General features: G+C 49.6%; 20 protein-coding genes, 13 tRNA genes and 4 rRNA genes. 33 read left to right on the top strand and 4 right to left on the bottom strand.

Translation table 11 applies throughout. From position 1 onward, the window contains the following. The first annotated feature begins 11 nt into the window (after positions 1-11). From rplM to PUR_RS23140, 6 genes are all read left to right on the top strand, one after another. On the top strand, positions 12-449 hold the full coding sequence (gene rplM / locus PUR_RS23165; protein WP_179037269.1) for a 50S ribosomal protein L13: 438 nt from the start codon (positions 12-14) through the stop codon (positions 447-449). A 20-nt stretch (positions 450-469) separates the two neighbouring features. Continuing rightward, positions 470-862 carry a 30S ribosomal protein S9 gene (rpsI, locus tag PUR_RS23160; protein ID WP_025336647.1) on the top strand — a complete coding sequence of 131 codons (393 nt, stop codon included), beginning with the start codon at positions 470-472 and terminating at the stop codon, positions 860-862. A 284-nt stretch (positions 863-1,146) separates the two neighbouring features. Continuing rightward, positions 1,147-1,839, top strand: a complete 693-nt coding sequence (locus PUR_RS23155) for a phosphoadenylyl-sulfate reductase (protein ID WP_179037268.1) — start codon at positions 1,147-1,149, stop codon at positions 1,837-1,839. Positions 1,840-1,878: 39 nt separating this feature from the next. Continuing rightward, the gene (sat, locus tag PUR_RS23150; protein ID WP_179037267.1) at positions 1,879-3,048 is read left to right on the top strand and encodes a sulfate adenylyltransferase; all 1,170 of its coding nucleotides are present in this window, start codon (positions 1,879-1,881) and stop codon (positions 3,046-3,048) included. Positions 3,049-3,124: 76 nt separating this feature from the next. After that, on the top strand, positions 3,125-3,898 hold the full coding sequence (cwlD, locus tag PUR_RS23145) for an N-acetylmuramoyl-L-alanine amidase CwlD (RefSeq protein ID WP_179037266.1): 774 nt from the start codon (positions 3,125-3,127) through the stop codon (positions 3,896-3,898). A 64-nt stretch (positions 3,899-3,962) separates the two neighbouring features. Further along, positions 3,963-5,057 (top strand): Mrp/NBP35 family ATP-binding protein, encoded by a 1,095-nt coding sequence (locus tag PUR_RS23140; protein WP_179038044.1) that lies wholly within the window; start codon positions 3,963-3,965, stop codon positions 5,055-5,057. A gap of 73 nt (positions 5,058-5,130) precedes the next feature. Here the strand turns inward: PUR_RS23140 and gerD are convergent, their stop codons facing one another. Beyond that, positions 5,131-5,811: a spore germination lipoprotein GerD gene (gerD, locus tag PUR_RS23135; protein ID WP_179037265.1), complete on the bottom strand. Its 681-nt coding sequence runs from the start codon at positions 5,809-5,811 to the stop codon at positions 5,131-5,133. Positions 5,812-5,923: 112 nt separating this feature from the next. On the opposite strand from gerD, the gene PUR_RS23130 reads away from it, so the two are divergent. Both PUR_RS23130 and PUR_RS23125 read left to right on the top strand, forming a co-directional pair. After that, positions 5,924-6,529, top strand: a complete 606-nt coding sequence (locus PUR_RS23130) for a KinB-signaling pathway activation protein (RefSeq protein ID WP_232101613.1) — start codon at positions 5,924-5,926, stop codon at positions 6,527-6,529. A gap of 133 nt (positions 6,530-6,662) precedes the next feature. After that, the gene (locus tag PUR_RS23125) at positions 6,663-7,484 is read left to right on the top strand and encodes a PPK2 family polyphosphate kinase (protein ID WP_179037264.1); all 822 of its coding nucleotides are present in this window, start codon (positions 6,663-6,665) and stop codon (positions 7,482-7,484) included. Positions 7,485-7,514: 30 nt separating this feature from the next. Here PUR_RS23125 and pdaB read toward each other — a convergent pair whose 3' ends face one another. Continuing rightward, positions 7,515-8,318, bottom strand: coding sequence for a polysaccharide deacetylase family sporulation protein PdaB (gene pdaB / locus PUR_RS23120; RefSeq protein WP_179037263.1), 804 nt, complete (start codon positions 8,316-8,318; stop codon positions 7,515-7,517). Between the two features lie 105 nt (positions 8,319-8,423). Here pdaB and PUR_RS23115 point away from each other — a divergent pair, with 105 nt between their 5' ends. The 19 genes from PUR_RS23115 (at position 8,424) to PUR_RS23025 (ending at position 16,296) form a co-directional block, all read left to right on the top strand. Continuing rightward, positions 8,424-9,023 carry a stage II sporulation protein M gene (locus PUR_RS23115; protein WP_179037262.1) on the top strand — a complete coding sequence of 200 codons (600 nt, stop codon included), beginning with the start codon at positions 8,424-8,426 and terminating at the stop codon, positions 9,021-9,023. 204 nt (positions 9,024-9,227) lie between these two features. Next, positions 9,228-9,458: a hypothetical protein gene (locus PUR_RS23110; RefSeq protein ID WP_025336637.1), complete on the top strand. Its 231-nt coding sequence runs from the start codon at positions 9,228-9,230 to the stop codon at positions 9,456-9,458. A 332-nt stretch (positions 9,459-9,790) separates the two neighbouring features. Beyond that, positions 9,791-11,346, top strand: a 16S ribosomal RNA gene (locus tag PUR_RS23105). Between the two features lie 143 nt (positions 11,347-11,489). After that, a 5S ribosomal RNA gene (gene rrf, locus PUR_RS23100) occupies positions 11,490-11,605 on the top strand. 40 nt (positions 11,606-11,645) lie between these two features. Continuing rightward, positions 11,646-11,722: transfer RNA gene (locus tag PUR_RS23095), tRNA-Ile, on the top strand. A gap of 23 nt (positions 11,723-11,745) precedes the next feature. Continuing rightward, a tRNA-Ala gene (locus tag PUR_RS23090) sits at positions 11,746-11,821 on the top strand. Between the two features lie 150 nt (positions 11,822-11,971). Further along, a 23S ribosomal RNA gene (locus PUR_RS23085) occupies positions 11,972-15,025 on the top strand. 123 nt (positions 15,026-15,148) lie between these two features. Next, a 5S ribosomal RNA gene (gene rrf / locus PUR_RS23080) occupies positions 15,149-15,265 on the top strand. The 16S, 23S and 5S rRNA genes sit together here with 13 tRNA genes alongside, the layout of an rRNA operon. 10 nt (positions 15,266-15,275) lie before the next feature. Then, positions 15,276-15,351, top strand: a tRNA-Asn gene (locus PUR_RS23075). Position 15,352: 1 nt separating this feature from the next. Next, positions 15,353-15,428, top strand: a tRNA-Thr gene (locus tag PUR_RS23070). Between the two features lie 9 nt (positions 15,429-15,437). Then, positions 15,438-15,512, top strand: a tRNA-Glu gene (locus tag PUR_RS23065). A 69-nt stretch (positions 15,513-15,581) separates the two neighbouring features. Beyond that, positions 15,582-15,657 (top strand) — tRNA-Val (locus PUR_RS23060). A 50-nt stretch (positions 15,658-15,707) separates the two neighbouring features. Then, positions 15,708-15,782: transfer RNA gene (locus tag PUR_RS23055), tRNA-Gln, on the top strand. A 7-nt stretch (positions 15,783-15,789) separates the two neighbouring features. Then, a tRNA-Lys gene (locus tag PUR_RS23050) sits at positions 15,790-15,862 on the top strand. Positions 15,863-15,876: 14 nt separating this feature from the next. Further along, a tRNA-Leu gene (locus tag PUR_RS23045) sits at positions 15,877-15,960 on the top strand. Positions 15,961-15,968: 8 nt separating this feature from the next. After that, positions 15,969-16,043: transfer RNA gene (locus PUR_RS23040), tRNA-Gly, on the top strand. A 6-nt stretch (positions 16,044-16,049) separates the two neighbouring features. Continuing rightward, positions 16,050-16,126 (top strand) — tRNA-Arg (locus PUR_RS23035). An 11-nt stretch (positions 16,127-16,137) separates the two neighbouring features. Further along, positions 16,138-16,211, top strand: a tRNA-Pro gene (locus PUR_RS23030). Positions 16,212-16,222: 11 nt separating this feature from the next. Beyond that, positions 16,223-16,296: transfer RNA gene (locus tag PUR_RS23025), tRNA-Gly, on the top strand. Between the two features lie 162 nt (positions 16,297-16,458). On the opposite strand, the gene PUR_RS23020 is transcribed toward PUR_RS23025, so the two are convergent. Then, positions 16,459-16,872: an ImmA/IrrE family metallo-endopeptidase gene (locus PUR_RS23020; RefSeq protein WP_179038042.1), complete on the bottom strand. Its 414-nt coding sequence runs from the start codon at positions 16,870-16,872 to the stop codon at positions 16,459-16,461. A 37-nt stretch (positions 16,873-16,909) separates the two neighbouring features. Beyond that, a complete protein-coding gene (locus PUR_RS23015; RefSeq protein WP_179037261.1) occupies positions 16,910-17,350 on the bottom strand; it encodes a transcriptional regulator in 441 nt (146 codons plus the stop codon). A gap of 363 nt (positions 17,351-17,713) precedes the next feature. Between PUR_RS23015 and PUR_RS23010 the strand changes: the two genes are divergently transcribed. The 6 genes from PUR_RS23010 (at position 17,714) to PUR_RS22985 (ending at position 25,464) form a co-directional block, all read left to right on the top strand. Then, on the top strand, positions 17,714-17,992 hold the full coding sequence (locus PUR_RS23010) for a hypothetical protein (protein ID WP_179037260.1): 279 nt from the start codon (positions 17,714-17,716) through the stop codon (positions 17,990-17,992). Between the two features lie 601 nt (positions 17,993-18,593). Then, positions 18,594-21,386, top strand: a complete 2,793-nt coding sequence (ppc, locus tag PUR_RS23005; protein ID WP_179037259.1) for a phosphoenolpyruvate carboxylase — start codon at positions 18,594-18,596, stop codon at positions 21,384-21,386. A gap of 209 nt (positions 21,387-21,595) precedes the next feature. Beyond that, positions 21,596-22,162 carry an RNA polymerase sigma factor SigW gene (sigW, locus tag PUR_RS23000; protein WP_332107920.1) on the top strand — a complete coding sequence of 189 codons (567 nt, stop codon included), beginning with the start codon at positions 21,596-21,598 and terminating at the stop codon, positions 22,160-22,162. 114 nt (positions 22,163-22,276) lie between these two features. Beyond that, on the top strand, positions 22,277-22,891 hold the full coding sequence (locus tag PUR_RS22995; RefSeq protein WP_179037258.1) for a zf-HC2 domain-containing protein: 615 nt from the start codon (positions 22,277-22,279) through the stop codon (positions 22,889-22,891). A gap of 319 nt (positions 22,892-23,210) precedes the next feature. Continuing rightward, a complete protein-coding gene (cdaA, locus tag PUR_RS22990) occupies positions 23,211-24,041 on the top strand; it encodes a diadenylate cyclase CdaA (protein WP_179037257.1) in 831 nt (276 codons plus the stop codon). Further along, a complete protein-coding gene (locus tag PUR_RS22985; protein ID WP_179037256.1) occupies positions 24,034-25,464 on the top strand; it encodes a CdaR family protein in 1,431 nt (476 codons plus the stop codon). The genes cdaA and PUR_RS22985 overlap by 8 nt, the downstream gene beginning before the upstream one ends. The last annotated feature ends 69 nt before the right edge of the window (positions 25,465-25,533 follow it).

Here is a 25,533-nt window from a genome sequence, read left to right as displayed (position 1 = left end):
AGGAACTATTCATGCGTACCACCTACATGGCGAAGCCGAACGAAGTTGAACGCAACTGGCATATTATCGATGCCGAAGGCAAAACACTCGGCCGTCTGGCAAGTGAAACCGCTGCTTTGATCCGCGGTAAACACAAACCGCAATTTACACCTCATGTTGATACTGGCGACTTCGTCATCGTTATCAACGCCGAGAAGATTCACCTGACTGGCAAGAAGCTGCAAAACAAGAAATACTACCGTCACTCGCTGCATCCGGGCGGTCTGAAAGTAACCACAGCTGAAACCTTGCTGAACACCAAGCCTGAGCGTGTAATCGAATCCGCCGTTTACGGTATGATTCCGAAGACCCGTCAAGGCAACGCAATGAAGCTGAGATTGAAAGTTTATGCCGGCGCAGAGCATCCACACGCAGCACAAAAACCTGAAGTTTACGAACTTCGCGGATAAGAATAAAGGAGGACAGTTTCATGGCACAAGTACAATACTATGGGACAGGTCGTCGTAAACATTCGGTAGCACGTGTTCGCCTCGTACCGGGTGAAGGACGCATTGTCATTAACAAACGCGATATCAACGAATATTTCGGTTTGGAAACACTCAAACTGATCGTAAAACAACCTCTGACCCTGACTGAAACACTGGGCAACTACGATGTTCTGGTTATTGCTCACGGCGGAGGAATCTCCGGTCAAGCCGGCGCAATCCGTCACGGCATTTCCCGCGCTCTGCTGAAAGCAGATCCGGAATACCGTTCTTCCCTGAAGAAAGCCGGATTCCTGACTCGTGACCCACGTATGAAGGAACGTAAGAAATACGGCCTCAAAGCCGCTCGTCGCGCTCCTCAGTTCTCGAAACGTTAATATCCCTTGTGTATCAAGGAATTTCAGCCCTCGGCCTTTGCGGCCGGGGGCTTTTATTTTTATCCAAACCATATAGTCGCAGAAATTTTTAATTCCCTCTTATAACCTTCTGATCTTTGCATCCCTAGGGATGCTTTTTATTTGCCTGAAATAAAGATATAGCATTTTGGAATGTTTTAATGCTGAAATATCATTGACATCCATTGGGAAAGTTATATACTTATTTCATATGAACTTAGTTGGAATTTAAACTGAAGTTTTATTTTGGGATGGAGGAATACGCAATGAACTTGCTTGAAAAAGAAGAATTAATCAAAGTGAAGGCTGAAGAATTAGAGAATGCCACGCCTGAGGAGATTATTCGCTGGGCAGTGGACACTTTTCCAAATATAACGTTTGCCTGCAGCTTTGGAGCCGAGGACGTTGTACTGGTCGACATGCTGCAAAAAGTAAGTCCGTCTAGCGATATTTTCTACCTGGATACGGATTTTCACTTTCAGGAAACCTATGAAACGAGAGATAAGATAGCGGCCAAGTACAATTTGGAGTTCGTGCGGGTATCCCCGAAAATCACTCCAGAGGAGCAAGCCCAGCAATATGGCGAGGAACTGTGGAAAACAGAGCCGAACCAATGCTGCAATATCCGCAAGGTAGAACCGCTGACACGCATATTGTCCCAGTATGATGCATGGATTACCGGCATCCGCCGCGACCAGGCGCCGACCCGCGCCAATGCAAAGAAGATTGAATATGATTACAAATTCGGTCTTGTGAAGTTTAACCCAATCGCGCACTGGACAACTGAAGATGTATGGAACTACATCCGCGCGAACGAAATCATCTACAATCCGCTGCATGACCGCCATTTCCCAAGCATCGGTTGCGAATATTGCACTCGCGCCGTTATGCCTGGCGAAGATCCTCGTGCCGGACGCTGGTCTGGATCGGACAAGACGGAATGCGGACTTCACAAATAAGATATACTAATCTTTACAACAGAGAAGGGAAGAAAATAGATGACTGCAATCCTTCCACATGGCGGAAAGTTGATCAACCGGATAGCTGAAGGCAAGGAGAGAGAACAACTGCTTCAGGAAGCGGCGGGATTTAAACGAATCGCCATCAATACATGGACGATTTCCGATCTGGACTTGATCGGTGTCGGCGCTTTTTCCCCGCTTACCGGATTTCTGAACGAAGAGGACTATCATTCGGTCGTGAAAAATATGCGTCTTGCGAATGGAACGGTATGGAGCATTCCGATTACGCTGTCTCTTAGCGATGAGGAAGCCGCTTCTTTGAAGATCGGCGAGAGATTGGCTCTGGTCGGTGAAGAGGACGGCAAAATATACGGTCTTCTGAATGTCGAGAGCATTTACAGTGTCGATCAGGAGGTTGAAGCTCAGAATGTTTTTAAAACAACCGACCCTGAGCATCCTGGCGTAAGCAAGCTGTTTGCCCGTAATACAACTTATGTCGGCGGTCCGATTACCGTTTTGAACCGTCCGCAGCCGGAGAAATTCGGTGAGTTTTATTTTGACCCGGCCAAGACCCGTGAAATTTTTGCCGAAAATGGCTGGAGAAAGGTTGTGGGCTTTCAGACTCGGAACCCTGTTCACCGTGCCCATGAATATATTCAAAAGTCCGCGATGGAAATCGTGGACGGCTTGTTCCTGAATCCGCTGGTAGGCGAGACAAAGTCGGACGATGTGCCAGCGAACGTGCGCATGAAGAGCTACCTGGCCCTTTTGGAAAATTACTATCCGCAGAACCGGACATTCCTCGGGGTGTTCCCGGCAGCCATGCGCTATGCCGGTCCGCGTGAAGCGATTTTCCATGCCATGGTCCGCAAAAACTACGGCTGCACCCATTTTATTGTAGGCCGCGACCATGCCGGTGTTGGCGATTATTACGGAACGTACGAAGCCCAGGAGATCTTCTCCAATTTCACTGCCGAAGAGCTTGATATTACTCCTCTGTTCTTCGAACACAGCTTCTTCTGCAAGAAATGCGGAAACATGGCTTCAAATAAGACATGCCCTCATACAAAAGAAGATCATGTAGCCTTGTCGGGTACCAAAGTGCGCGCCATGCTGCGTGAAGGAGTATGCCCGCCGCCGGAATTCTCCCGGCCTGAGGTTGCCCAAATTCTCATTGAAGGCATGAAGGAAGTTACAACTTCATAATGAATTAGAGGTACTATTTGACCCTCTTGTCCCATATAGATGAGTAGAATCTATCGGGACGAGGGGGTCTTTTATTATGTCCGGCCGCAACAAGCATAAAGTCTCGGTCTGGATCTCTTGGAGCAGCATGAAAAAAGGGATAGGGGGCGCCCTTCTCTTGGCTCTGCTGCTGGGCATTATTTCATACGATATGCCTACCGCGAGAACATGGAATTATTGGAGCCTGCCGCTATCCGGCAAAGTCATTGCGATCGATGCGGGGCATGGCGGACCCGATGGGGGAGCGGTCAGCCGTGGCGGTTTGATTGAAAAGGACATCAACCTGGCCGTCTCGCTGTATTTACGCGATTATTTGCAGCAGGCGGGCGCCATCGTCGTCATGACACGGGAAGGCGATTACGACCTCGCCGGGACGGAGACGAAAGGCTACAGCAAGCGAAAGACGGAAGACCTCAAACAACGGGTTCGGACGATCGAGGATAAGAAAGCCGATCTTTTCATAAGCATTCATATGAACAGCATTCCTTCAAACCGCTGGAGCGGCGCTCAAGTTTTTTACTATCCGAATCATCCGGATAACGAAGCGCTGGCCAGGCTTGTACAGAATGAGATTCGGACAGTGCTTTCGAATACGAACCGAACCGCGAAAACGGTAAATACGGTGTATATGCTGCAGGCGCTCAAAATGCCCTCGATCCTTGTCGAAGTGGGCTTTCTGTCTCATCCGCAGGAATCGGTTCTGCTCGGCGACGACATGTATCAACGTAAAGTGGCGACAAGCATTTATAGAGGCATTTTGCGGTATGAAGCAGGCGATCAGGCGAAGGACTACTCATCCCCTAAACGGTAATGCTATAATGGACAAAATGAATCCGGTCTATAAGCTGCCGGTTACAGAACAGGGGTGTTTTCCAATGCTGTCCAGGGAACAAATTCAAGAACTGCTGCTGCCAATTGCCGACCCGGAAACCGGAAAAAGCCTGATTGAACTGCAGTTGATCCGCGATATTTTGACGAAGGAAGACCATATTTCTTTATCGCTCGTATGCTTGGAGAAGGATGAAGCAAAAAGAATGGAGCTTGAGCAAGAGGTAAGGGATCGTCTGCGGGAAGGTGGCGCCGAGAAAGTTCATATCCGTTTGCGGGACGCAACCGACCATGAACGCTCTCTTCTGAGAAGGAGCGGCACAGCCGAAGGCGGAGAAGAGAAGCTGAAAGGCCACGCGGCGGGACTGGAAGGACATGAGATTCTACGCGAGGATTCGGGAATTAACTTTATTGCCATAGCCAGCGGCAAGGGAGGAGTCGGCAAATCGACGGTTACGGTTAACCTGGCTGCCGCTCTTGCGCGAAAAGGTAAAAAGGTTGGTTTGATCGATGCCGACATTTACGGCTTCAGTGTACCGGATATGATGGGGATCGAGGAAGAGCCTGTCGTTGAAGATGGAACGATCATTCCCGTTGAGCGCTTCGGTGTGAAAGTGATATCGATGGGCTTTTTTATCCGAGATAATAACCCGGTGATCTGGCGCGGACCGATGCTGGGCAAAATGCTGCGCCAATTCTTCAGCGATGTCGGCTGGGGAGAGCTTGACTATATGCTGTTGGACTTGCCCCCGGGAACGGGCGATGTAGCCCTTGACGTACATCAAATGCTGCCGCAGAGCAAAGAGGTGATTGTAACCACTCCTCACGCGACAGCGGCGTTTGTGGCGGCGAGAGCGGGCTCTATGGCGCTGCATACGGATCACGAGATCCTTGGTGTCGTTGAAAATATGGCTTATTATCAATGCTCCGCCTGCGGTCAAAAGGATTATATCTTCGGTCGTGGCGGCGGAGCAAGGCTGGCGGAGACGCTGCATACGGACCTGCTGGGTCAAATCCCGCTTGGAGCGCCGGAGAACCATGTCTCTGAACTGGATTTCTCCCCTTCCGTTTACAAGGCGGGAACAGACACTGCACGGTTGTTCGACGATATCGCGGAGCGAATAATCATTAAATGTGAATAAATCAAACAATAAAGCCAGGCTCTCCGTCAAAGAGCCTGGCTTTATTTCGACCAAATTCACTTTTATCATATCCTCAAGATTCGCCTTCTTTGCCGCTTTGTTGTCCCTCACCATCACCACCGCCGCCGCCCTTGCCGCCTTCCTTTTTCTCAACTTTTGGCTGGAGTTCTTCCTGAACGACTGTTTTGAGCAAAGAGAGGACTTCCATCCGGAACAGAGGATTTTGCATCGTCTCCTGCATCACGGTCATCGTCTGCTTGCGATAATCCGGCGTTTTGGTTAGATCAAGGAACATTTTCATCATTTCGGGAGATTTCATAATTTCACCCACAGATTTCTGGTAAGTCGGGTCTTTGATTAGCTGGAGATGCAGCTGCTTGCTCTGTGAGCTGATGGCTTTGGCAAAATCTCCTGCAAACTGAGGGTCCGTCATAATTTTCTCAATTTCCTTCTGATACTCAGGAGCCGTGATCGTATCTTTTACAGCCAGCTTTATTTGCTCATTCGTTTGGAGCGGCAGCATCTTCATGCTCATTGTGCCGCCACCCTCTCCGCCACCTGAGCTTGGAGAGGAGATAGCTTCCTCCACAGCCTTTTTGCCATCTTCGCTCTTTAATATATCGACGACCATGGTCTTCATTTCCTTATAACTGAATTGCTGTGATGAAGAACCGCTCTGCTCACTCCCGCAGGCCGTCAAGATCAGAATCAGTCCAAGTGCGATTCCGGTGTTGCGTATTACCGCCCGTCTCATTAAGCCGTCCTCCTTTTATGGGGATATTGGTATGTAGTATGCCGTTGAGAAAACACAATTATGTTGCGGTGGAATGGTTTTTTGGCGGCAACCTTGGTAAAATAAATCTGTCATGGGGGTGAGCGGCCTGAATATAAAAAAATGGTTTCATCTGTTCTGGACAACGCTGCTGATCGGTTCCTTGGGAGCTGTCGCGGCAGGACTGGCGCTTCAGGGAGTCACCGGTGCAATTCCTTTTAAAGGCATATCGGACTTCATGCTGTTTACGTTAATTTTATTCGGTTACGGAATGCTTGTAAGCGTCTACTCTCAGCTTGGCTTCTTCGCATATCTGATTTTGAACTACATGGGATTCGGCGTGTTTCAGCGAAAAAGATGGCAATACATACAGCTCGTCCTGGCGCTCCTCGCCCTGTTTGATTTGTTTTTTCTTCGTTCGTTCATAGGGGGAGGCCGCAGTCTTATTGCCGATCTGGCTCTCGGTCTTTCGATTTTGTTTACAGCCCTTGCGGTGGCCCATTTCAAAGTGCGGGACACCAACGCTTCGGCCTGGATTCCGACTTTTTTCTTCATGACCGGTATTACGATTGTGGAAATGATCGGTGTGCTGCGGATCGGTGTAGACAATGCAACTTTATTTATCGTGGTTCCGCTGATCACTTGTAATGCATTCCAGATTTTGAGACTTCACCGTATCTTGCAGCCAGCCGCCGAGTAACCGAGGGAGATAGCATAACCCCGTTCCCAAGAAATAAGGAAGCGGGGTTATTTTTCGTAAGCGGCGATTAAATTCCGGAAGGCGGGGTTAAACATAAAAGAAAGACCACGTTGCGAATTCGGGAGGGGTATATATGAACATTGACCGTTATATGATAAAAGACACAGGCGGCAAAATATTGAGAAAGCTAGACCCCGACGAAACAGGTGGCTTTAAAAATAAAGAAGAGGCCGATACCAAAATGGTATCTCTCAAGGAACGTCTTGCCGAGCTTCAGGATATTTTCTTCGCCCAAAAGGAGCATTCGCTGCTCATCGTTCTTCAAGGAATGGACTCAAGCGGTAAGGACGGAACAGTTAAACATGTTTTTTCGGGAATCAATCCTCAGGGATTTACGGTAACCAGCTTTAAAAAGCCGACCCTGGATGAGTCGGCCCATGATTTTTTATGGAGAGTGCATAAACAGACCCCGGCAAAAGGATATATCTCGGCCTTCAACCGCTCCCATTACGAAGATGTGCTTGTGCCCCGCGTTCATGGCAGCCAGGATAAGGATGAGACCAAACGGCGTTTCCGTCAGATCCGGCACTTTGAAGAGATGCTGACGGAGGAGAACACCATTATCATTAAGCTTTTTCTTCATATTTCGAAGGAAAAACAGCTGGAAAAAATTCAGGAGCGGCTTCAAGATCCCACCAAGCATTGGAAATTCGATGTGAGCGATTTGGAAGAACGGAAATTTTGGGACGACTACCAGGAGGCTTACGAAGATATTTTTAAAGAGACCGCCACCGATAATGCTCCATGGTACTGGATTCCCGCCAATCACCGCTGGTTCCGAAACTACTTGGCATTGAACATCGTAGTTAAGACATTGGAAAAGCTGAACCTCGCCTATCCGAAGCTGAACACGCCGACTCCGGACATTTCGGAGCTGATTTCCCCGCGGCATTGATCGATCGGAAGTTCCTGCCCTTAATAGTGATTACAGACCTGCGGCATCCTCCAATTGATTGTTCAGCCATGCCGAATCCCGGACTTCCTTGCTTTCTGCACTGCCTTGGCCGATAAGCTCCGAGACAGTCACGAACTCATACCCTTGTCTGCGAAGCTCATCGATAATAAGAGGCAGCGCCTCGTGGGTCTGTTTGCAGGAATCGCTGGCATGGAGCAGCACGATATCGCCGGGATGGGCTTTGGTAGTCACCCGTTTCACAATATTTTCAACACCGATATTTTTCCAATCAAGAGAATCGGTATCCCATTGGATGACTTTGTAGCCGAGATCGTTTGCCACCTGCAGGACTCTTTTATCAAAATCGCCGTTGGGCATTCGAATCAGTTTGGGCTCTTTGCCGGTTAATTCGGTTAGAACCGTACCTGCCGTCGTAATCTGAGTTCGAATTTCCTCGCTGCTAAGCGTACTATAATTGACATGCTTGTGACCGTGGCTGCCGATTTCATAACCCGCATTCTTGATGTTCGCCACAATGTCCTGATGCGTCTTGCTCCAGGGAGAAGAAAGGAAGAAAGTGGCTTTGTCGACTTTTTTGTCCTCAAGTACTTTGAGGATCGGACCCGGTCGCTTTTCCCCCCAGCTGATGTCAAAGGTCAGGGCGATCAGTTTTTTTTCCGTTGGCACGCTGTAAATGGCGGAAGGGGCTGATTCGGAAAAAACAGTAATATTGCCGCGCTCTACATAAACGACTCCGGCGGCAAGCAGAGCAGCGGCGCAAATATAGAAGAAACGCTTTATTTTTTTGCCGCTGAATACATAAAAGGAATTCATAAACTCAAGACTCCTCTCCCATACGAAAGCTTGTTTGTTCTAAATGTATGCTCGTACGGTCCGGTTATGACTTCGTATAAAACGCAAAAGATCAGGAGGTTAGACATGTTCTCCATTTTTACTTTTGGCAGGGATATTCTTAAAATACGTAAGGCACTGGCAATTTCCTGTTTGTTGTTTATCGTCGGTATTATCGCCGGATGGCTCGGAACGGGTGAATTGGAGCGTCTTCTGATGGAGCAGCTTAAGGGACTTGGCAGCATCAGTGAAGATTTACGGAAATCGTCCAATCCGCAGTTGAGCTTTTTTGTATTTATTTTCATGAATAACAGCATTAAGGGTGTGCTCATTATTTTTTTAGGGGCTTTGTTCGGAATTCTGCCGGCTATCTTTCTCCTGATCAATGGAGGTGTTATCGGATATTTGGTGCATTCATTCGTTCTTCAAGACCGGGATGTATTCGAACTGATTGTTAAGGGACTGCTGCCGCATGGTATTATCGAAATTCCCGCTATCGTCATAGCTTGTGCTTTCGGCCTTCAGTTTGGAGCCAAAACGGCATCAAGCATGATTGGAAGAAACCGGACGGGAGGGGATTGGTCATCTTTTATGCGCCAGACACTGACCGCATCCATTTGGATCGTAATCTTGCTCCTCATAGCGGCCGTTATCGAGAGCACCGTTACTTTTGCTTTATTATCATAAAATTCCGGATAATTGCGCATAACAGTAAAGCACAGTAGCGCAAAAACGGCAATTGTGGGTAATAAACTAATAGTCATGAAATATCAACTTGTACAGGAAAAAATATATAATTATGGTTATAATTCGGACGCTTCGGTTAATCTAGTGTAAGCGGTGTTCAAGCCGAATCCCCGGTACAACAGAAGAATGAAGGAGGCCAAGCATATGTTGGGTATGTTGTTCAACGAAAAAGAATGCAAAGAACTGGACTATGTATTGCGCAAAGAGCTGGATGAAATGCTGCTCGACCTAAGCGACCAACGATTGGATCAGAATATCAGGCATGCCATTGCCAACAGATACAAAACCGTCTTTCGCATGTATGCCCGGTTTGCACCGCAAAAGGAACTTTCCAAATACGCTTGGGGCGGCCGCTCTTCCCAATTCAAGCATTAAGAATACAATGAGCGATTTATAAATATAAAAGGTTGACTAAAAGGGAGGCGCTGTGATACATTATATCTCGCGCTCCTTTTCGTTATGTTAAGGAAGCGCAGGCAAGGATAAAACGAAAAAATGTTTTTCGAAAAAAATGCTTGCCAAAAAGATAAGTAGTATGATATATTATAAAGGTCGCTGCAAGAGACGCGGCGATGCACTGGAAGAGAAATTGATCTTTGAAAACTGAACAACGAGTGAGTGGGAATTCGCTTTAGCGAGTTCCAAAATGAAGAGAATGCAAATTCTCGTCAGATGTTTCAAAATGAGCTTATCGCTCTTTCAATACTTTATTGGAGAGTTTGATCCTGGCTCAGGACGAACGCTGGCGGCGTGCCTAATACATGCAAGTCGAGCGGAGTCCTTTTGAGAGCTTGCTCTCAAAAGGACTTAGCGGCGGACGGGTGAGTAACACGTAGGCAACCTGCCCCTTGGACTGGGATAACTACCGGAAACGGTAGCTAATACCGGATAAGACCTTCTGGTGCATACCGGAAGGCGGAAAGGCGGAGCAATCTGCTACCAGGGGATGGGCCTGCGGCGCATTAGCTAGTTGGTGGGGTAACGGCTCACCAAGGCGACGATGCGTAGCCGACCTGAGAGGGTGAACGGCCACACTGGGACTGAGACACGGCCCAGACTCCTACGGGAGGCAGCAGTAGGGAATCTTCCGCAATGGGCGAAAGCCTGACGGAGCAACGCCGCGTGAGTGATGAAGGTTTTCGAATCGTAAAGCTCTGTTGCCAGGGAAGAACGTCTTGTAGAGTAACTGCTACAAGAGTGACGGTACCTGAGAAGAAAGCCCCGGCTAACTACGTGCCAGCAGCCGCGGTAATACGTAGGGGCAAGCGTTGTCCGGAATTATTGGGCGTAAAGCGCGCGCAGGCGGCTGTTTAAGTCTGGTGTTTAAACCATGGGCTCAACCTGTGGTCGCACTGGAAACTGGGCAGCTTGAGTGCAGAAGAGGAAAGTGGAATTCCACGTGTAGCGGTGAAATGCGTAGAGATGTGGAGGAACACCAGTGGCGAAGGCGACTTTCTGGGCTGTAACTGACGCTGAGGCGCGAAAGCGTGGGGAGCAAACAGGATTAGATACCCTGGTAGTCCACGCCGTAAACGATGAGTGCTAGGTGTTAGGGGTTTCGATACCCTTGGTGCCGAAGTTAACACAGTAAGCACTCCGCCTGGGGAGTACGGTCGCAAGACTGAAACTCAAAGGAATTGACGGGGACCCGCACAAGCAGTGGAGTATGTGGTTTAATTCGAAGCAACGCGAAGAACCTTACCAGGTCTTGACATCCCTCTGAATCGTCTAGAGATAGGCGCGGCCTTCGGGACAGAGGAGACAGGTGGTGCATGGTTGTCGTCAGCTCGTGTCGTGAGATGTTGGGTTAAGTCCCGCAACGAGCGCAACCCTTGACTTTAGTTGCCAGCAGGTAAGGCTGGGCACTCTAGAGTGACTGCCGGTGACAAACCGGAGGAAGGTGGGGATGACGTCAAATCATCATGCCCCTTATGACCTGGGCTACACACGTACTACAATGGCCGGTACAACGGGAAGCGAAACCGCGAGGTGGAGCCAATCTTATAAAGCCGGTCTCAGTTCGGATTGCAGGCTGCAACTCGCCTGCATGAAGTCGGAATTGCTAGTAATCGCGGATCAGCATGCCGCGGTGAATACGTTCCCGGGTCTTGTACACACCGCCCGTCACACCACGAGAGTTTACAACACCCGAAGTCGGTGGGGTAACCCGCAAGGGAGCCAGCCGCCGAAGGTGGGGTAGATGATTGGGGTGAAGTCGTAACAAGGTAGCCGTATCGGAAGGTGCGGCTGGATCACCTCCTTTCTATGGAGAATCGTTTCCCGAGCGGAAACATTCAAATCGGAAGCTTGACTTCCAAAGCTTATGCTTTCGAAGCAGCTTTGCTTCGCAAAGCTTTCAACTCACTCGTTGCTCAGTTTTGAGAGAGCAAGTCTCTTTCTTAAGCGTTTGGTGGCGATGGCGGAGGGTTCCACGCGTACCCATCCCGAACACGACCGTTAAGCCCTCCAGCGCCGATGGTACTTGGACCGAAGGGTCCTGGGAGAGTAGGACGCCGCCAAGCGCATCCTTATGGGTTTCCATAAGAGTATATGCAAGACTAAGGGCCTTTAGCTCAGCTGGTTAGAGCGCACCCCTGATAAGGGTGAGGTCGGTGGTTCGAGTCCACTAAGGCCCACCACTTTAAATTAAATTTCCTTTTATGGGGCCATAGCTCAGCTGGGAGAGCGCCTGCCTTGCAAGCAGGAGGTCAGGAGTTCGATCCTCCTTGGCTCCACCAACAGTATAACATGCAAGAATCTTGATCCTTGAAAACTGGATACCGAAACGAAAATTGCGTTTTAGAACATCTTTTAGCTGAACTTGTGTCAAGCGATTGATCAAGTGAAGTGAATAGTGGTTCATGATTTTCCCTAACGGGAAAACATGTGGTTAAGCTACTAAGAGCACACGGAGGATGCCTAGGCGCCAGGAGCCGATGAAGGACGTGGCGAACAACGAAAAGGCCTCGGGGAGCTGTAAGCAAGCGTTGATCCGGGGGTGTCCGAATGGGGAAACCCGGCTGTGGTAATGCACAGTCACTCCTACCTGAATTCATAGGGTAGGTGGAGGCAGACCAGGGGAACTGAAACATCTAAGTACCCTGAGGAAGAGAAAACAAGAGTGATTCCGTCAGTAGCGGCGAGCGAACGCGGAACAGCCTAAACCAGGGAGCTTGCTCCCTGGGGTTGTGGGACGTCTCACATGGAGTTACAAAGGAACAAGATAGGTGAAGAGGTCTGGAAAGGCCCGCGATAGAGGTAAAAGCCCTGTAGCCCAAATTTTGTTCCCTCCGAGACGGATCCCGAGTAGTGCGGGGCACGTGAAACCCCGTATGAATCCGGCAGGACCATCTGCCAAGGCTAAATACTCCCTGGCGACCGATAGTGAAACAGTACCGTGAGGGAAAGGTGAAAAGCACCCCGGAAGGGGAGTGAAATAGTACCTGAAACCGTGTGCTTACAAGAAGTCAGAGCCCGTTATAGGGGTGATGGCGTGCCTTTTGTAGAATGAACCGGCGAGTTACGTTTAACGTGCAAGGTTAAGGCGAGAAGCCGGAGCCGCAGCGAAAGCGAGTCTGAATAGGGCGAATAAGTACGTGGGCGTAGACCCGAAACCGTGTGATCTACCCCTGTCCAGGGTGAAGGTGCGGTAACACGCACTGGAGGCCCGAACCCACGCACGTTGAAAAGTGCGGGGATGAGGTGGGGGTAGCGGAGAAATTCCAATCGAACTCGGAGATAGCTGGTTCTCCCCGAAATAGCTTTAGGGCTAGCCTCGGTGATTAACAGTACTGGAGGTAGAGCACTGATTGGGTGCGGGGCCCGCAAGGGTTACCAAGCTCAGTCAAACTCCGAATGCCAGCTACTGATGCACCGGGAGTCAGACAGTGAGTGCTAAGATCCATTGTCAAAAGGGAAACAGCCCAGACCATCAGCTAAGGTCCCCAAGTGTGTGTTAAGTGGGAAAGGATGTGGAGTTGCACAGACAACCAGGATGTTGGCTTAGAAGCAGCCACCATTGAAAGAGTGCGTAATAGCTCACTGGTCGAGTGACTCTGCGCCGAAAATGTAACGGGGCTAAACACACCACCGAAGCTATGGCTTGGATCGACTTCACTGTGTCTTTGAGGCGGTGTTTATAGAAGGAGACATTTTTGCCGAAAAGCCTGAAATCAAGGCTTGAGGCCAAATGCACTCCGGGGATAAACACATCTGCTTCGAAGCTGGAGTGAAGTCGATCCAGGGGTAGGGGAGCGTTGTATGTGGGTTGAAGGTTGACTGTAAGGACAGCTGGACAGCATACAAGTGAGAATGCCGGTATGAGTAACGAAAAGATCAGTGAGAATCTGATCCGCCGAAAGCCCAAGGTTTCCTGAGGAAGGCTCGTCCGCTCAGGGTAAGTCGGGACCTAAGGCGAGGCCGACAGGCGTAGTCGAAGGACAACAGGTTGATATTCCTGTACCACCGTAATCCGCTATGAGCGATGGGGGGACGCAGGAGGGTAGTGACGCGGACTGATGGATGTCCGTCCAAGCAGCGAGGCTGGTGTATAGGCAAATCCGTACACTATTAAGGCTGGGCTGTGATGGGGAGCGAAAATTACAGTAGCGAAGGTCATGATCTCACACTGCCAAGAAAAGCCTCTAGCCAGGAGAAGGTGCCCGTACCGCAAACCGACACAGGTAGGCGAGAAGAGAATTCTAAGGCGCGCGGAAGAACTCTCGTTAAGGAACTCGGCAAAATGACCCCGTAACTTCGGGAGAAGGGGTGCCTCGGTAGGGTGAATAGCCCGAGGGGGCCGCAGTGAAAAGGCCCAAGCGACTGTTTAGCAAAAACACAGGTCTGTGCGAAGCCGCAAGGCGAAGTATACGGGCTGACGCCTGCCCGGTGCTGGAAGGTTAAGGGGAGCGGTTAGGGGTAACCCGAAGCTGTGAACCGAAGCCCCAGTAAACGGCGGCCGTAACTATAACGGTCCTAAGGTAGCGAAATTCCTTGTCAGGTAAATTCTGACCCGCACGAATGGCGTAACGACTTGGGCGCTGTCTCAACGAGAGATCCGGTGAAATTTTAATACCTGTGAAGATGCAGGTTACCCGCGACAAGACGGAAAGACCCCATGGAGCTTTACTGCAGCTTGATATTGAACTTGGGTACGATCTGTACAGGATAGGTGGGAGCCTTAGAAGCCGGAGCGCCAGCTTCGGTGGAGGCGCCGTTGGGATACCACCCTGATCGTATCTAGGTTCTAACCTGGCACCCTAAACGGGTGCGGGGACCGTGTCAGGCGGGCAGTTTGACTGGGGCGGTCGCCTCCTAAAGCGTAACGGAGGCGTCCCAAGGTTCCCTCAGAATGGTTGGAAATCATTCGAAGAGTGCAAAGGCAGAAGGGAGCTTGACTGCGAGACCAACAAGTCGAGCAGGGACGAAAGTCGGGCTTAGTGATCCGGTGGTACCGCATGGAAGGGCCATCGCTCAACGGATAAAAGCTACCCTGGGGATAACAGGCTTATCTCCCCCAAGAGTCCACATCGACGGGGAGGTTTGGCACCTCGATGTCGGCTCATCGCATCCTGGGGCTGAAGTAGGTCCCAAGGGTTGGGCTGTTCGCCCATTAAAGCGGTACGCGAGCTGGGTTCAGAACGTCGTGAGACAGTTCGGTCCCTATCTGTCGTGGGCGTAGGAAATTTGAGAGGAGCTGTCCTTAGTACGAGAGGACCGGGATGGACGTACCGCTGGTGCACCAGTTGTTCCGCCAGGAGCATGGCTGGGTAGCTACGTACGGACGGGATAAGCGCTGAAAGCATCTAAGCGTGAAGCCCCCCTCAAGATGAGATTTCCCAATTTAGTAAGACCCCTTGAAGACGACGAGGTAGATAGGTTGGAGGTGGAAGTGCAGCAATGCATGGAGCTGACCAATACTAATCGGTCGAGGGCTTATCCAAATTTCTAAAATGCAAGATTCGTTTCGGTCCAGTTTTCAGGGAGTAAGATCTCTGTAGCGCGTTTTCTGTAGTCGATGATTTTCCTGAAGAGATTCGGGAAGCGAAGCGACCGGAAAACATCCGTTTGGTGGCGATGGCGGAGGGGTTCCACGCGTACCCATCCCGAACACGACCGTTAAGCCCTCCAGCGCCGATGGTACTTGGACCGAAGGGTCCTGGGAGAGTAGGACGCCGCCAAGCGGACAACCATTCCCTGATAGCTCAGTTGGTAGAGCACTCGACTGTTAATCGAGTTGTCACAGGTTCGAGTCCTGTTCGGGGAGCCATGCTCTCATAGCTCAGTAGGTAGAGTGCATCCATGGTAAGGATGAGGTCACCGGTTCGATCCCGGTTGAGAGCTCCATTTCATTGAGGCCCGTTGGTCAAGGGGTTAAGACACCTCCCTTTCACGGAGGTAACAGGGGTTCGAATCCCCTACGGGTCACCATTACTTCTTTGTTCTCAGGGATGAAAATTCCGGAGGCTTGTATTACCTCAAGAAGATTGCCATAAATAGGGAGGCTTAGCTCAGCTGGGAGAGCATCTGCCTTACAAGCAGAGGGTCGGGGGTTCGATCCCCTCAGCCTCCACCATATATTTCTTATATTCTAGATTAATATGGTATTATATAGGTGTTCACTATTGGGGATTAGCCAAGCGGTAAGGCAACGGACTTTGACTCCGTCATGCATAGGTTCGAATCCTATATCCCCAGCCATTGATATGAGCCATTAGCTCAGTTGGTAGAGCACCTGACTTTTAATCAGGGTGTCGAAGGTTCGAATCCTTCATGGCTCACTTTAGAAGTATCTGCGCGTGTGGCGGAATTGGCAGACGCACTAGACTTAGGATCTAGCGTCTTTGACGTGGGGGTTCAAGTCCCTCCACGCGCACCATATTTATTGCGGACGTGGCTCAGCGGTAGAGCATCGCCTTGCCAAGGCGAGGGTCGCGGGTTCGATTCCCGTCGTCCGCTCCATATTTTGCGCCCTTAGCTCAGCTGGATAGAGCGTTTGACTACGAATCAAAAGGCCGGGAGTTCGAATCTCTCAGGGCGCGCCATTTTATACTAACGGGATGTAGCTCAGCTTGGTAGAGCACCTGGTTTGGGACCAGGGGGTCGCATGTTCGAATCGTGTCATCCCGATTTTCACCTTTGCGGGTGTAGTTCAATGGTAGAACTTCAGCCTTCCAAGCTGATAGCGTGGGTTCGATTCCCATCACCCGCTCCATTTTATTAATGGCAGCATAAACAATCTTATATTAAACAGATACTCTTACTGTAGTAAGGGTTTTTTTGTGTTTCTGAGCCTTTTTGCGGAAACGTAAATAACAGAGGAATGTTAACATCATGGGATTTTAACACTATATATAAAAGCGAATGTATGTTTGGATTAATGGTCCAAAAAAAAGCCGACCTCCGGCGGTATACCTAAACGCAAATAATAGCTTTCCAACGATTCATCTTGTTCGGGATGTGCAGCGGCGCTGAGCAAAAGAGCCGCAAAACGATTGGCCTGTCGTTCCAGCTTTCCCGGGGCAAAATAGGAATTCTCCTCTAAAAAGAAACGGTTAATCCCTTTATGCAGCCGGTCATGACCCAGTTCATGAGCGCAAACAAATCGCTGCCATTCCAGAGACAGTCCATTATGAATGACGATAAATCTTCTTCGCAGCTTACGGTAATATAACCCCTTGGTTCCCCCGCCCAGATCCATAAATCGGACATGGATGCCGAGAGCCCGACATATTGCAAACGGGCAGTTGGTTTTATATTTTTTAATTAGTTTATCGATCAGTTCATCCATTCTTTTCACCTGCTGCATAATTATTGTTGTCAGGGTGCTAATCTTCCGATTTACCTTTTTTGTAAGCAGGATTTCGTTTATTCATCTGTTTGGCTTCCCAGAATAAGCCTGTCAGCACGTCTTTTATTCTTTGCTTGTCCTCTTTGTTGAGCGGAATCCCATCAAACATGAGCTCCCCGTCATCTTCCAGCATTCTTTTGAAATCGCGTTTGTCTTTGCCGGTAGCCCATTCCGGTATTGACTCAGCCATTTGCTCATTTTCACGTAAATACCCGGCGTGTTCCATAAGTTCTTCATAGGGTACATCCATAGCTTCTGCAATTTTACGGAGGGTTGCCGGCTTGGGTACGCCGCGAAGGCCATTTTCGATCCGTGATATTTGTGAACCGCTGATTCCGGCGCCTGAAGCTAGCTGGCTTAGGGTCAGGCCTTTACTCTCGCGCAGCCGTTTTAAAAACAATCCAAAATCTTGTTCCATCTCGAACACTCCTTATTTTTGCAAATGCTGTTGATGTTACTATAAATCAAATTTGCCAAAAGGTAAATAATGTATCGATTTTATTGCCATAAGACAAGGAAATGGGCGTTAATGTATTATAGCTGGCTCAAAATGGCCCTAAACCGGATTTTACGAAAATGAAGCTGGAATAGTATATTATAAAAAACACGAACATAATACGAACAAAATCCATTTTATCACATTTCCTATCGTATCTGAAAGAGATTTCAGGAATACCGAATAAAGGAGTGATCCTGTAACGAATCGATTTTTCTCACCTGAACTTGATCTTCGAATCCCAGTTAACGGAATTTTACATGAAATAAAGAAAGGGATGAGAGAATGAAACAGGAAGACATTGCACAGTTGGAAAAGCTGCTGCCGCTTGCGGACAAATACGGGCTTGCTTATATCGTGGCGTTTATTTTGATGATCGTAGTTATTGCACTGCTTCGGGCAATCGCTAAAGGCAGTCTGGTGCCGCGGGAACTGTTGGATAAGGCCGAGGAGGATCGTGACCGTCTGCAAGCGATTCTGGATAAAGAGCGTTCCGACTTTATGCAGCCGACGCTGGACATGCTTAAGAAATTGAAAAGTGATCAAACTAAAGATGGGGGTTAAGGCAGGAGATTTCATGGGATTAGCGCCTATTTCTGTTCCAACATGGGGATAATAAAAGGGAGATCGGACGAGCCGTGGGTCACGCTGCATAGCGGCTACGAGACCTTCTTTACGGAATAGGCGCACGTAGTGACAGATTAACGCGGCGGATGTTGTAAATAACGTGTGACGTGCAGAGAACACTTGATAAAGACACGACTTATGATCTGGCAGGGGAGATGAATAGGCGAAAGGGGACATGATCAGCAGTAATCCGAAGTCCAAATCTGTCAAAAGTTCGATATTCGGTCAAGGATTTAATTTGTTTTCAAACGGATTTCAATCCTTCCGCTGTATAAGCACTCCCGAAATGTAAACCCTGTCTTCCATATTTTATACGCAAATTAGAACGATACCAGCTATTTTCTCGATAATTTAATAAAAATGTGAAAAAATATACCTGAATAAATAATCATTTTGATGTATAATCTTAAAAGACTGTGGTGCTTTACCGTGAAACAAAGTTGAAGATTTTCGATCCGTTTTATTGTATGATATGAGGAAAGCTTGAAACATGACTTGTGATGAGACATTGATACGGAAGAAGGATGGGGGGAACAGCATGACCGAACTTACGACTACCGCTGGCAAAGTCAATTCCAACAACCTGCTGCGGCGAGACGTACGGTTCCTGGGAAACATTTTGGGCGAGGTCTTGGTACATCAAGGCGGCAATGAATTGCTGGATATCGTGGAGAAAATTCGTGAGACCAGTAAATCGTTGCGCTCAGTGTTTTTGCCTGAACTGCACAGCGAATTTAAGGAATTAATCAATTCCCTGGATCCGGAGAACCGGCATCAGGTAATCCGGGCATTCGCCATTTATTTTCAATTGGTGAATATAGCCGAACAAAATCATCGGATTCGCCGGAAAAGAGACTATGAGCGCTCTGCGGGGGAAACCGTACAGCCAGGTTCTATAGAGAGCGCAATTCAGGAGTTGCGGGAACGAGACTTCTCTCCTAAGGAAGTGTGGGAGATTATTAATGGCCTGTCACTGGAGCTGGTCATGACCGCCCACCCGACAGAAGCGATGCGCCGTGCCATTCTCGACATCCACAAGCGAATCGCAGACGATGTTACGGGGCTGGACAATCCGACCTTGACTTTCAGGGAACGCGAGCAGCTGCGCGAGAAGCTCTTGAACGAGGTTATCACCTTATGGCAGACCGATGAACTGCGTGACCGCAAACCTACGGTGCTTGATGAAGTGCGCAACGGAATGTATTACTTTCATGAGACGATTTTCCATGTGCTGCCGGAAGTTTATCAGGAGCTTGAACGGTGCCTTAGCAAGTACTATCCGGGACAAAATTGGCATGTGCCGACTTACCTGCGATTCGGTTCCTGGATCGGCGGCGACCGCGACGGCAATCCTTCGGTTACGTCTTCGGTTACCATTCAGACGCTGCGAATTCAGCGCATAATGGCTATTCGGGAATACCAGCAGATCATGCGTCAGCTGATACAATATCTGAGCTTTAGCACCAGCATCGTTAACGTGACGCCGGAGCTGCTGGAATCCATCGAGAAAGACCGGGAGGTTGTTCATTTGGAGCGCGTCGATGCTTGGCGCAACGATAACGAACCTTACCGGATCAAACTCAGTTACATGATTTCGAAGACGCAGAACGTGCTGGACGATAAGAAAAAAGGAACACCTGAGCGCTACTCTTCCCCGGAAGAGCTCATAAACGATTTGAACGTCATCGACCGCAGCTTGCGGCATCACTATGCCGATTATGTGGCCGACACTTATATTAAGAAATTGATCCGCCAGGTAGAGTTGTTTGGCTTCCATACGGCGACACTCGATATCCGCCAGCACAGCCAGGAGCATGAGAACGCCATGACGGAGATTTTGGCCAAAATGGATATCACGCCGGATTACTCCAAACTGTCGGAGCAGGAAAAGATCGAGCTTCTGGAGAAGCTGCTCAATGATCCGCGGCCGCTGACCTCTCCTTACCAGGATTACAGCGAAGCGACGGAAGAATGTCTGGAAGTGTATCGGACTGTGCACGCAGCCCAGGCGGAGTATGGCAAGCAGTGTATCACTAGCTACCTGATCAGTATGGCTGAAGCGGCAAGCGATATTCTGGAGGTTATGGTATTCGCCAAGGAAGTGGGACTGTTCCGCCGGGACAAAGATGGCACCGTCGTCTGTACACTGCAGGCGGTTCCGCTGTTCGAAACCATCGATGATCTTCATGAGGCGCCGGAAATCATGCGCACGATTTTCAATCTGCCAATCTATCGTCAGGCGGTCTCCGCAATGAGCGATCTGCAGGAAATCATGCTTGGTTATTCGGACAGCAACAAAGACGGCGGCGTTGTGACCGCCAACTGGGAACTGCGCGTGGCGCTGAAGGAGCTTACGGCCATGGCCGACTCGTTCGGTGTCAAGCTGAAGTTCTTCCACGGCCGGGGCGGAGCGCTTGGCCGGGGCGGAATGCCGCTGAACCGCAGTATTCTGGCTCAGCCGGCTTCCACAATCGGAGGCGGAATCAAGATTACCGAGCAGGGCGAGGTTATATCATCGCGCTATAAGATGAAGGGAATCGCCTACCGCAGCCTGGAGCAGGCAACTTCCGCACTCGTGATTGCGGCTATAAACGGAAGAACGCCGCACAGCGATCTTTATGAGAATAAATGGGAAGACATTTGCAGAGAGATTTCCGAGGTTTCGCTGAACAAGTATCAGGACCTGATCTTCCGCGATCCGGATTTCTTGAACTTCTTTAAAGAGTCGACGCCGCTTCCGGAAATCGGCGAGCTCAATATCGGCTCCCGTCCATCCAAACGGAAGAACAGCGACCGGTTCGAGGATTTGCGGGCGATACCATGGGTATTTGCCTGGACCCAAAGCCGTTATCTGCTGCCGGCCTGGTATGCGGCAGGAACCGGGCTGCAAAGCTTCTATGACAACAAGGAAGAGAATCTGAAGATTCTTCAGCATATGTACGAGCACTTCTCCTTCTTCACGAGTCTGGTCGATACGCTGCAAATGGCGCTTTCCAAAGCGGATTTGATTATCGCGAAGGAATACTCGGAGATGAGCAAGAACGAGGAGGCGCGCAAACGGATCTACGGACAGATTGAGGAAGAATTCCGTTTGACCTCGGATCTGATTTTGAAGATAACCGGCCAACAGGACATTTTGGACAATGTGCCGGTCATTCAAGAATCGATCCGGCTGCGCAATCCATACGTCGATCCGCTCAGCTACTTGCAAGTCCAGCTGTTAACCGAGCTTAGAGCGCTGCGGGACACGGAGCAGGACGATGCCGACCTGCTGCGCGAAGTGCTCCTTACGATCAACGGAATTGCCGCCGGTCTTCGCAATACCGGCTGATACCGCGGCCATTTCCCGATTCGTTTCGTAATAACTGCCTGCCCGCCTTCCTTTTAGTGGAAGGCGGGCTTTTTTCACCTGCCTATAGTTGGAAATCGCTAGGACAACCCTTGATTTTTACCCGTGGTTGAATTACGATTTAAATGCTTGTACCGTGAATATGGGAGACTTCGACATACTAAGGGCGGCAAGTCTGGGGGAGTTAACTGGTGGAGAATTTGGAAGGCAGATTGACAAAGCTCGCCCTGAAGGGTGACCAAAGAGCGTTTGCCGAGCTCGTCGAATTATATAAGGATAAAATCTATCATCTGGGCTACCGGATGCTAAATAATCGCCATGAGGCGGAAGATATTGTTCAGGAGACATTTTTGCGGGTTTATCGAAATCTGGAACGCTATGATGACAATCAGAAATTCTCGACATGGATTTACCGGATTGCAACGAACCTTAGCATTGACCGTCTGCGCAAGCGCAGGCCGACCTATTCACTGGACGCTGAGCTTGGCGATCAGGAGGGAACCGACGGTTATTCTCTTATCCCGAGCGATAACGTGACTCCTGAAAGCGAGCTTCTTCTATCCGAAACGCAGAGAACGATTTACGAGGCGATTGACGAACTGCCGGTCAAATACCGGTCGGTTATGATCCTCAGGTATCTGCAGGATTTGTCGCTTCAGGAAATCGGCGATGTGCTGGATATGCCCGTTACAACGATTAAGACCCGGGTACACCGCGGCCGGGAATTTTTGCGCAAAAAATTGGGCCCGAGATTATAATGGAACAAACGATTTTTGTGAAACGTTTTATGAATCTGGTGCGTATGAAAGTTAAGCAAGCCTTGCGACCCGAATTTAGGTAATTAAATAGTACTCATGAAAGGATTGGCTCCTATGGAATGCAAACTGGCCGTCTCTATGATGCATGATTATTTGGATGACGACTTGCCCGAGCAGCAGCAGCGGGACTTGAAGGAGCATCTTCTATCCTGTTCGGAATGCCGAGCAAAATTTAAGGAATTGGAACAAACGGATATGCTGCTGTTTTCACTTATGCACCAGAGTCCTGTGACTTCGGATGAGCTTGTGGGACGCATTATGGGCGCGCTGCCGCCTTCCAAGAAGGAAAGAAGGTATATTACCTGGATTAAGAGACATCCCGCGCTTACGGCGGCTTCGGTGTTTCTGCTCGTTATGCTGATGAGCTCCGTAACCTTGTGGAAACAGGACGGGCAGCTTATCGTGAAAGGCTCTGATCTCGATCAGGTGGTGATCCAAGGGAATACCGTCATCGTTCCTTCCGGCAAGAGCGTTTCCGGAGATCTTACGGTAGAGAACGGCAAGACACAAGTGTACGGGGAAGTGAACGGGAATGTGACCGTCATCGACGGTTCGTTGTACCAGGCATCGACCGCCCACATTTCAGGGCAAGTCAAAAGCATAGACCAGGCATTAAGCTGGATCTGGTATAAAGTCACCAATATGTTCTCCGATGTCGCTTATCGCTAATACGGCGGCGCTTGGACATAATGGATTGTCGCGCCTCTTTTTCTCGAAAAAGACGGCGCTTTTTTGATCATATGGAAATCATTAACTTCAAGAAACCGGCGACTTCTTTCAAAAGACTCCGACAGGAGTTTTTCTTGTATTTTTTTAAAAATGAGATTGTGTTCGGAATTCGGACTTGTTCTGATAAATTGCGGTTTTTTTAGCCTCTTTAAGCGCAAACTTGCAACATGGTCGTGAACGTTATAACCTAGATATGTTACACAATTAACAGACTTTCTACATAAACCCAGCTAATATGAACTGACGGGGGTTTTACGCAATGAGTTATTTTACGGACCTTACCTGGAAAGAGTCTATCAAGGATATCATCGATATTCTGATCGTCAGCTATATTATTTATAAAGTGCTTAACATGGTCCGCGGTACCCGTGCAATTCAGCTCTTGAAAGGGATTCTGGTACTCATAGTCATCTGGGCGTTCAGCACGCTGTTTGATCTATATACACTGAAATGGCTCATGAACCAGATGTTTACCTTCGGGGTACTGGCGATATTTATTATTTTTCAGCCGGAGCTTCGGCGCGGTCTGGAACAGCTGGGAAGGGGAAAGTTCTTTGGCAGGACAGCGGAGAACGATGAAGAGGTCAGCAAGTTAATCGGCGAAATTATTAAAGCCGTGAATTATTTAGCACGCAGAAAAATAGGGGCATTAATCGTATTTGAACGGGCAACCGGCCTTAATGAATATAAGGAATCCGGTATTCCGATGAATTCAGTGGTCAGCTCGGAGCTGCTTATCAATATTTTTATACCCAATACCCCTCTGCATGACGGAGCGCTTATAATGCAAGGGAATCAAATCGCGGCGGCTGCCTGTTATCTTCCGTTGTCGGAGAACCCTTTTATCAGCAAGGAATTGGGCACCCGGCACAGGGCGGGCATTGGGATCAGCGAAGTGACGGATGCGGTGTCGGTGATCGTTTCGGAGGAGACAGGCCAAATTTCACTTGCAATCAACGGCCAGGTAGTCCGGGATATCAAAGAAGAGTCGCTGATCTCCAAGCTTTACGAGGAGCTGCGGACTCATTCGCCTCTGACCGAGAAACGAAACGCCTTCTGGAAATGGAGGGGGGGCGGCACCAATGGATAAGTGGATGAACAATAACAATTTTAACAAGGTGCTTGCGCTGGCTTTAAGTATCATTTTGTGGGCGATGGTGCATATCGATACCGCGTCTACGCCGCAGTCTACCTCCCGCCTGGAAACCAAGATCATCGAGAATGTCCCGATTCAGGTCACAGGGCTGGATAACGACAAGTATGTGCTTTCGAGGGACGCGGACAGCGTGAGAATGGAAGTCATGGGAAAGAGCACCGATCTCACCTATGTATTCTCCGACGCCTACAAAGTAACGCTTGATTTGAGCAAAGCGGAGCCGGGAACGAGCGAAATCACCCTGAAATATTCGGTTCCCCGCGGGGTCCAGCTGATATCGATTACCCCCGAGAAAGTGCATGTGCGTATCGAGCAGCGGAATTCGAAATCGTTCCCGATTACGGTTGCTGCCAAAGGAGTGCCTGCGGAAGGCTATCAGTTGGGAACACCGGTGGTAGAGCCTTCAACAGCCAAGGTAACGCTTGCCGCCAGCGAACTGGACAAAGTGGCGAAAGTGCAGGGGACGATCGAACTGGACGGGGAAAAAGAGACGGTCACGGAGAAAAGAATGAAGCTTTACGCCTACGATTCAAACGGTAACGAGATTAAGGATGCTGTGATCGAGCCGGCGACCGTGTCTGTGGACCTTCCAATTACGCTTCCCTTTAAGAGCGTGCCGCTGAGCATCGGATTTACCGGCCGCCTGCCGGACTCTCTTGTTCTTTCAAAAATAACGCCGGAAGTAGACAGTGTTATAATATACGGGCAGGAATCGGCGCTGGCTTCCGTCACTTCCTATGACGCAACGATTGACCTTAGCTCTATTAGCGCCGCCGGAACGTCAACACTCAAATTGAACTTGGATCCACCGGAGGGCATCGGGGATATCGAGCCGAAATCCGTCAATGTTACAGTGACGGCCTCCGAAGCCTCGGAGCGTACGATACCCAACGTTTCTGTAACACTCGAGGGGATTGGCAGCGGAATGACGGCTTCGGTCACAAGTCCCGCAGGCAGTACTGTCTCACTGACGCTATCCGGGGCAAGTCCCTTGTTGGAGCGGTTGGATAAGGGGAATATCAAAGCGGTTGCTGACTTAAGCGGTTTGGGCGCGGGGAACCACGTGGTGCCGTTGCAAATATCGCTCCCGCGCTTTATTGAGCTGAGCGATGGTCAAAGACCGCTAGTAACGGTTCAACTGCACAATCCGGCATCATCCGCCTCTCCATCAGCCTCGCCGGTGAGTGGGCCCGAAGCAACGCCGGAGCCAAGCTCGGAACCCGTCACCGGCAGCGGAAACGTTGATGAACCGTCTCCGAGCGCCGTGAATGGGGACTCGGGCGCGACGCCGACGGTTTCCCCTGAAAGTGGCAGCGGCGGGGAAACGGGCGGGCAGAGCGAACCGGCAATGCCATAGTCAGTCGCAATAGTCCATAAATTAAGTGGATAAGCCTGAACCTTCAAGGGCATACAGAACACAGAGAAA

The sequence above is a fragment of the Paenibacillus sp. URB8-2 genome (assembly GCF_013393385.1).
Classification (GTDB): domain Bacteria; phylum Bacillota; class Bacilli; order Paenibacillales; family Paenibacillaceae; genus Paenibacillus_AQ.
Note: the sequence above shows the minus strand (reverse complement) of the source record. Positions and strands in the feature narration are given on the sequence as shown.

Coding starts and splice junctions, on each gene's coding strand:
- rplM (WP_179037269.1), top strand. CDS start 12: ATGCGTACCACCTACATGGCGAAGCCGAACGAAGTTGAACGCAACTGG.
- sat (WP_179037267.1), top strand. CDS start 1,879: ATGACTGCAATCCTTCCACATGGCGGAAAGTTGATCAACCGGATAGCT.
- PUR_RS23130 (WP_232101613.1), top strand. CDS start 5,924: ATGGGGGTGAGCGGCCTGAATATAAAAAAATGGTTTCATCTGTTCTGG.
- PUR_RS22985 (WP_179037256.1), top strand. CDS start 24,034: ATGGATAAGTGGATGAACAATAACAATTTTAACAAGGTGCTTGCGCTG.
- pdaB (WP_179037263.1), bottom strand. CDS start 8,318: ATGAATTCCTTTTATGTATTCAGCGGCAAAAAAATAAAGCGTTTCTTC.
- PUR_RS23010 (WP_179037260.1), top strand. CDS start 17,714: ATGAAACAGGAAGACATTGCACAGTTGGAAAAGCTGCTGCCGCTTGCG.
- PUR_RS23125 (WP_179037264.1), top strand. CDS start 6,663: ATGAACATTGACCGTTATATGATAAAAGACACAGGCGGCAAAATATTG.
- PUR_RS23020 (WP_179038042.1), bottom strand. CDS start 16,872: ATGGATGAACTGATCGATAAACTAATTAAAAAATATAAAACCAACTGC.
- cdaA (WP_179037257.1), top strand. CDS start 23,211: ATGAGTTATTTTACGGACCTTACCTGGAAAGAGTCTATCAAGGATATC.
- gerD (WP_179037265.1), bottom strand. CDS start 5,811: ATGAGACGGGCGGTAATACGCAACACCGGAATCGCACTTGGACTGATT.
- ppc (WP_179037259.1), top strand. CDS start 18,594: ATGACCGAACTTACGACTACCGCTGGCAAAGTCAATTCCAACAACCTG.
- PUR_RS23155 (WP_179037268.1), top strand. CDS start 1,147: ATGAACTTGCTTGAAAAAGAAGAATTAATCAAAGTGAAGGCTGAAGAA.
- PUR_RS23015 (WP_179037261.1), bottom strand. CDS start 17,350: ATGGAACAAGATTTTGGATTGTTTTTAAAACGGCTGCGCGAGAGTAAA.
- PUR_RS22995 (WP_179037258.1), top strand. CDS start 22,277: ATGGAATGCAAACTGGCCGTCTCTATGATGCATGATTATTTGGATGAC.
- PUR_RS23140 (WP_179038044.1), top strand. CDS start 3,963: ATGCTGTCCAGGGAACAAATTCAAGAACTGCTGCTGCCAATTGCCGAC.
- rpsI (WP_025336647.1), top strand. CDS start 470: ATGGCACAAGTACAATACTATGGGACAGGTCGTCGTAAACATTCGGTA.
- cwlD (WP_179037266.1), top strand. CDS start 3,125: ATGTCCGGCCGCAACAAGCATAAAGTCTCGGTCTGGATCTCTTGGAGC.
- PUR_RS23110 (WP_025336637.1), top strand. CDS start 9,228: ATGTTGGGTATGTTGTTCAACGAAAAAGAATGCAAAGAACTGGACTAT.
- PUR_RS23115 (WP_179037262.1), top strand. CDS start 8,424: ATGTTCTCCATTTTTACTTTTGGCAGGGATATTCTTAAAATACGTAAG.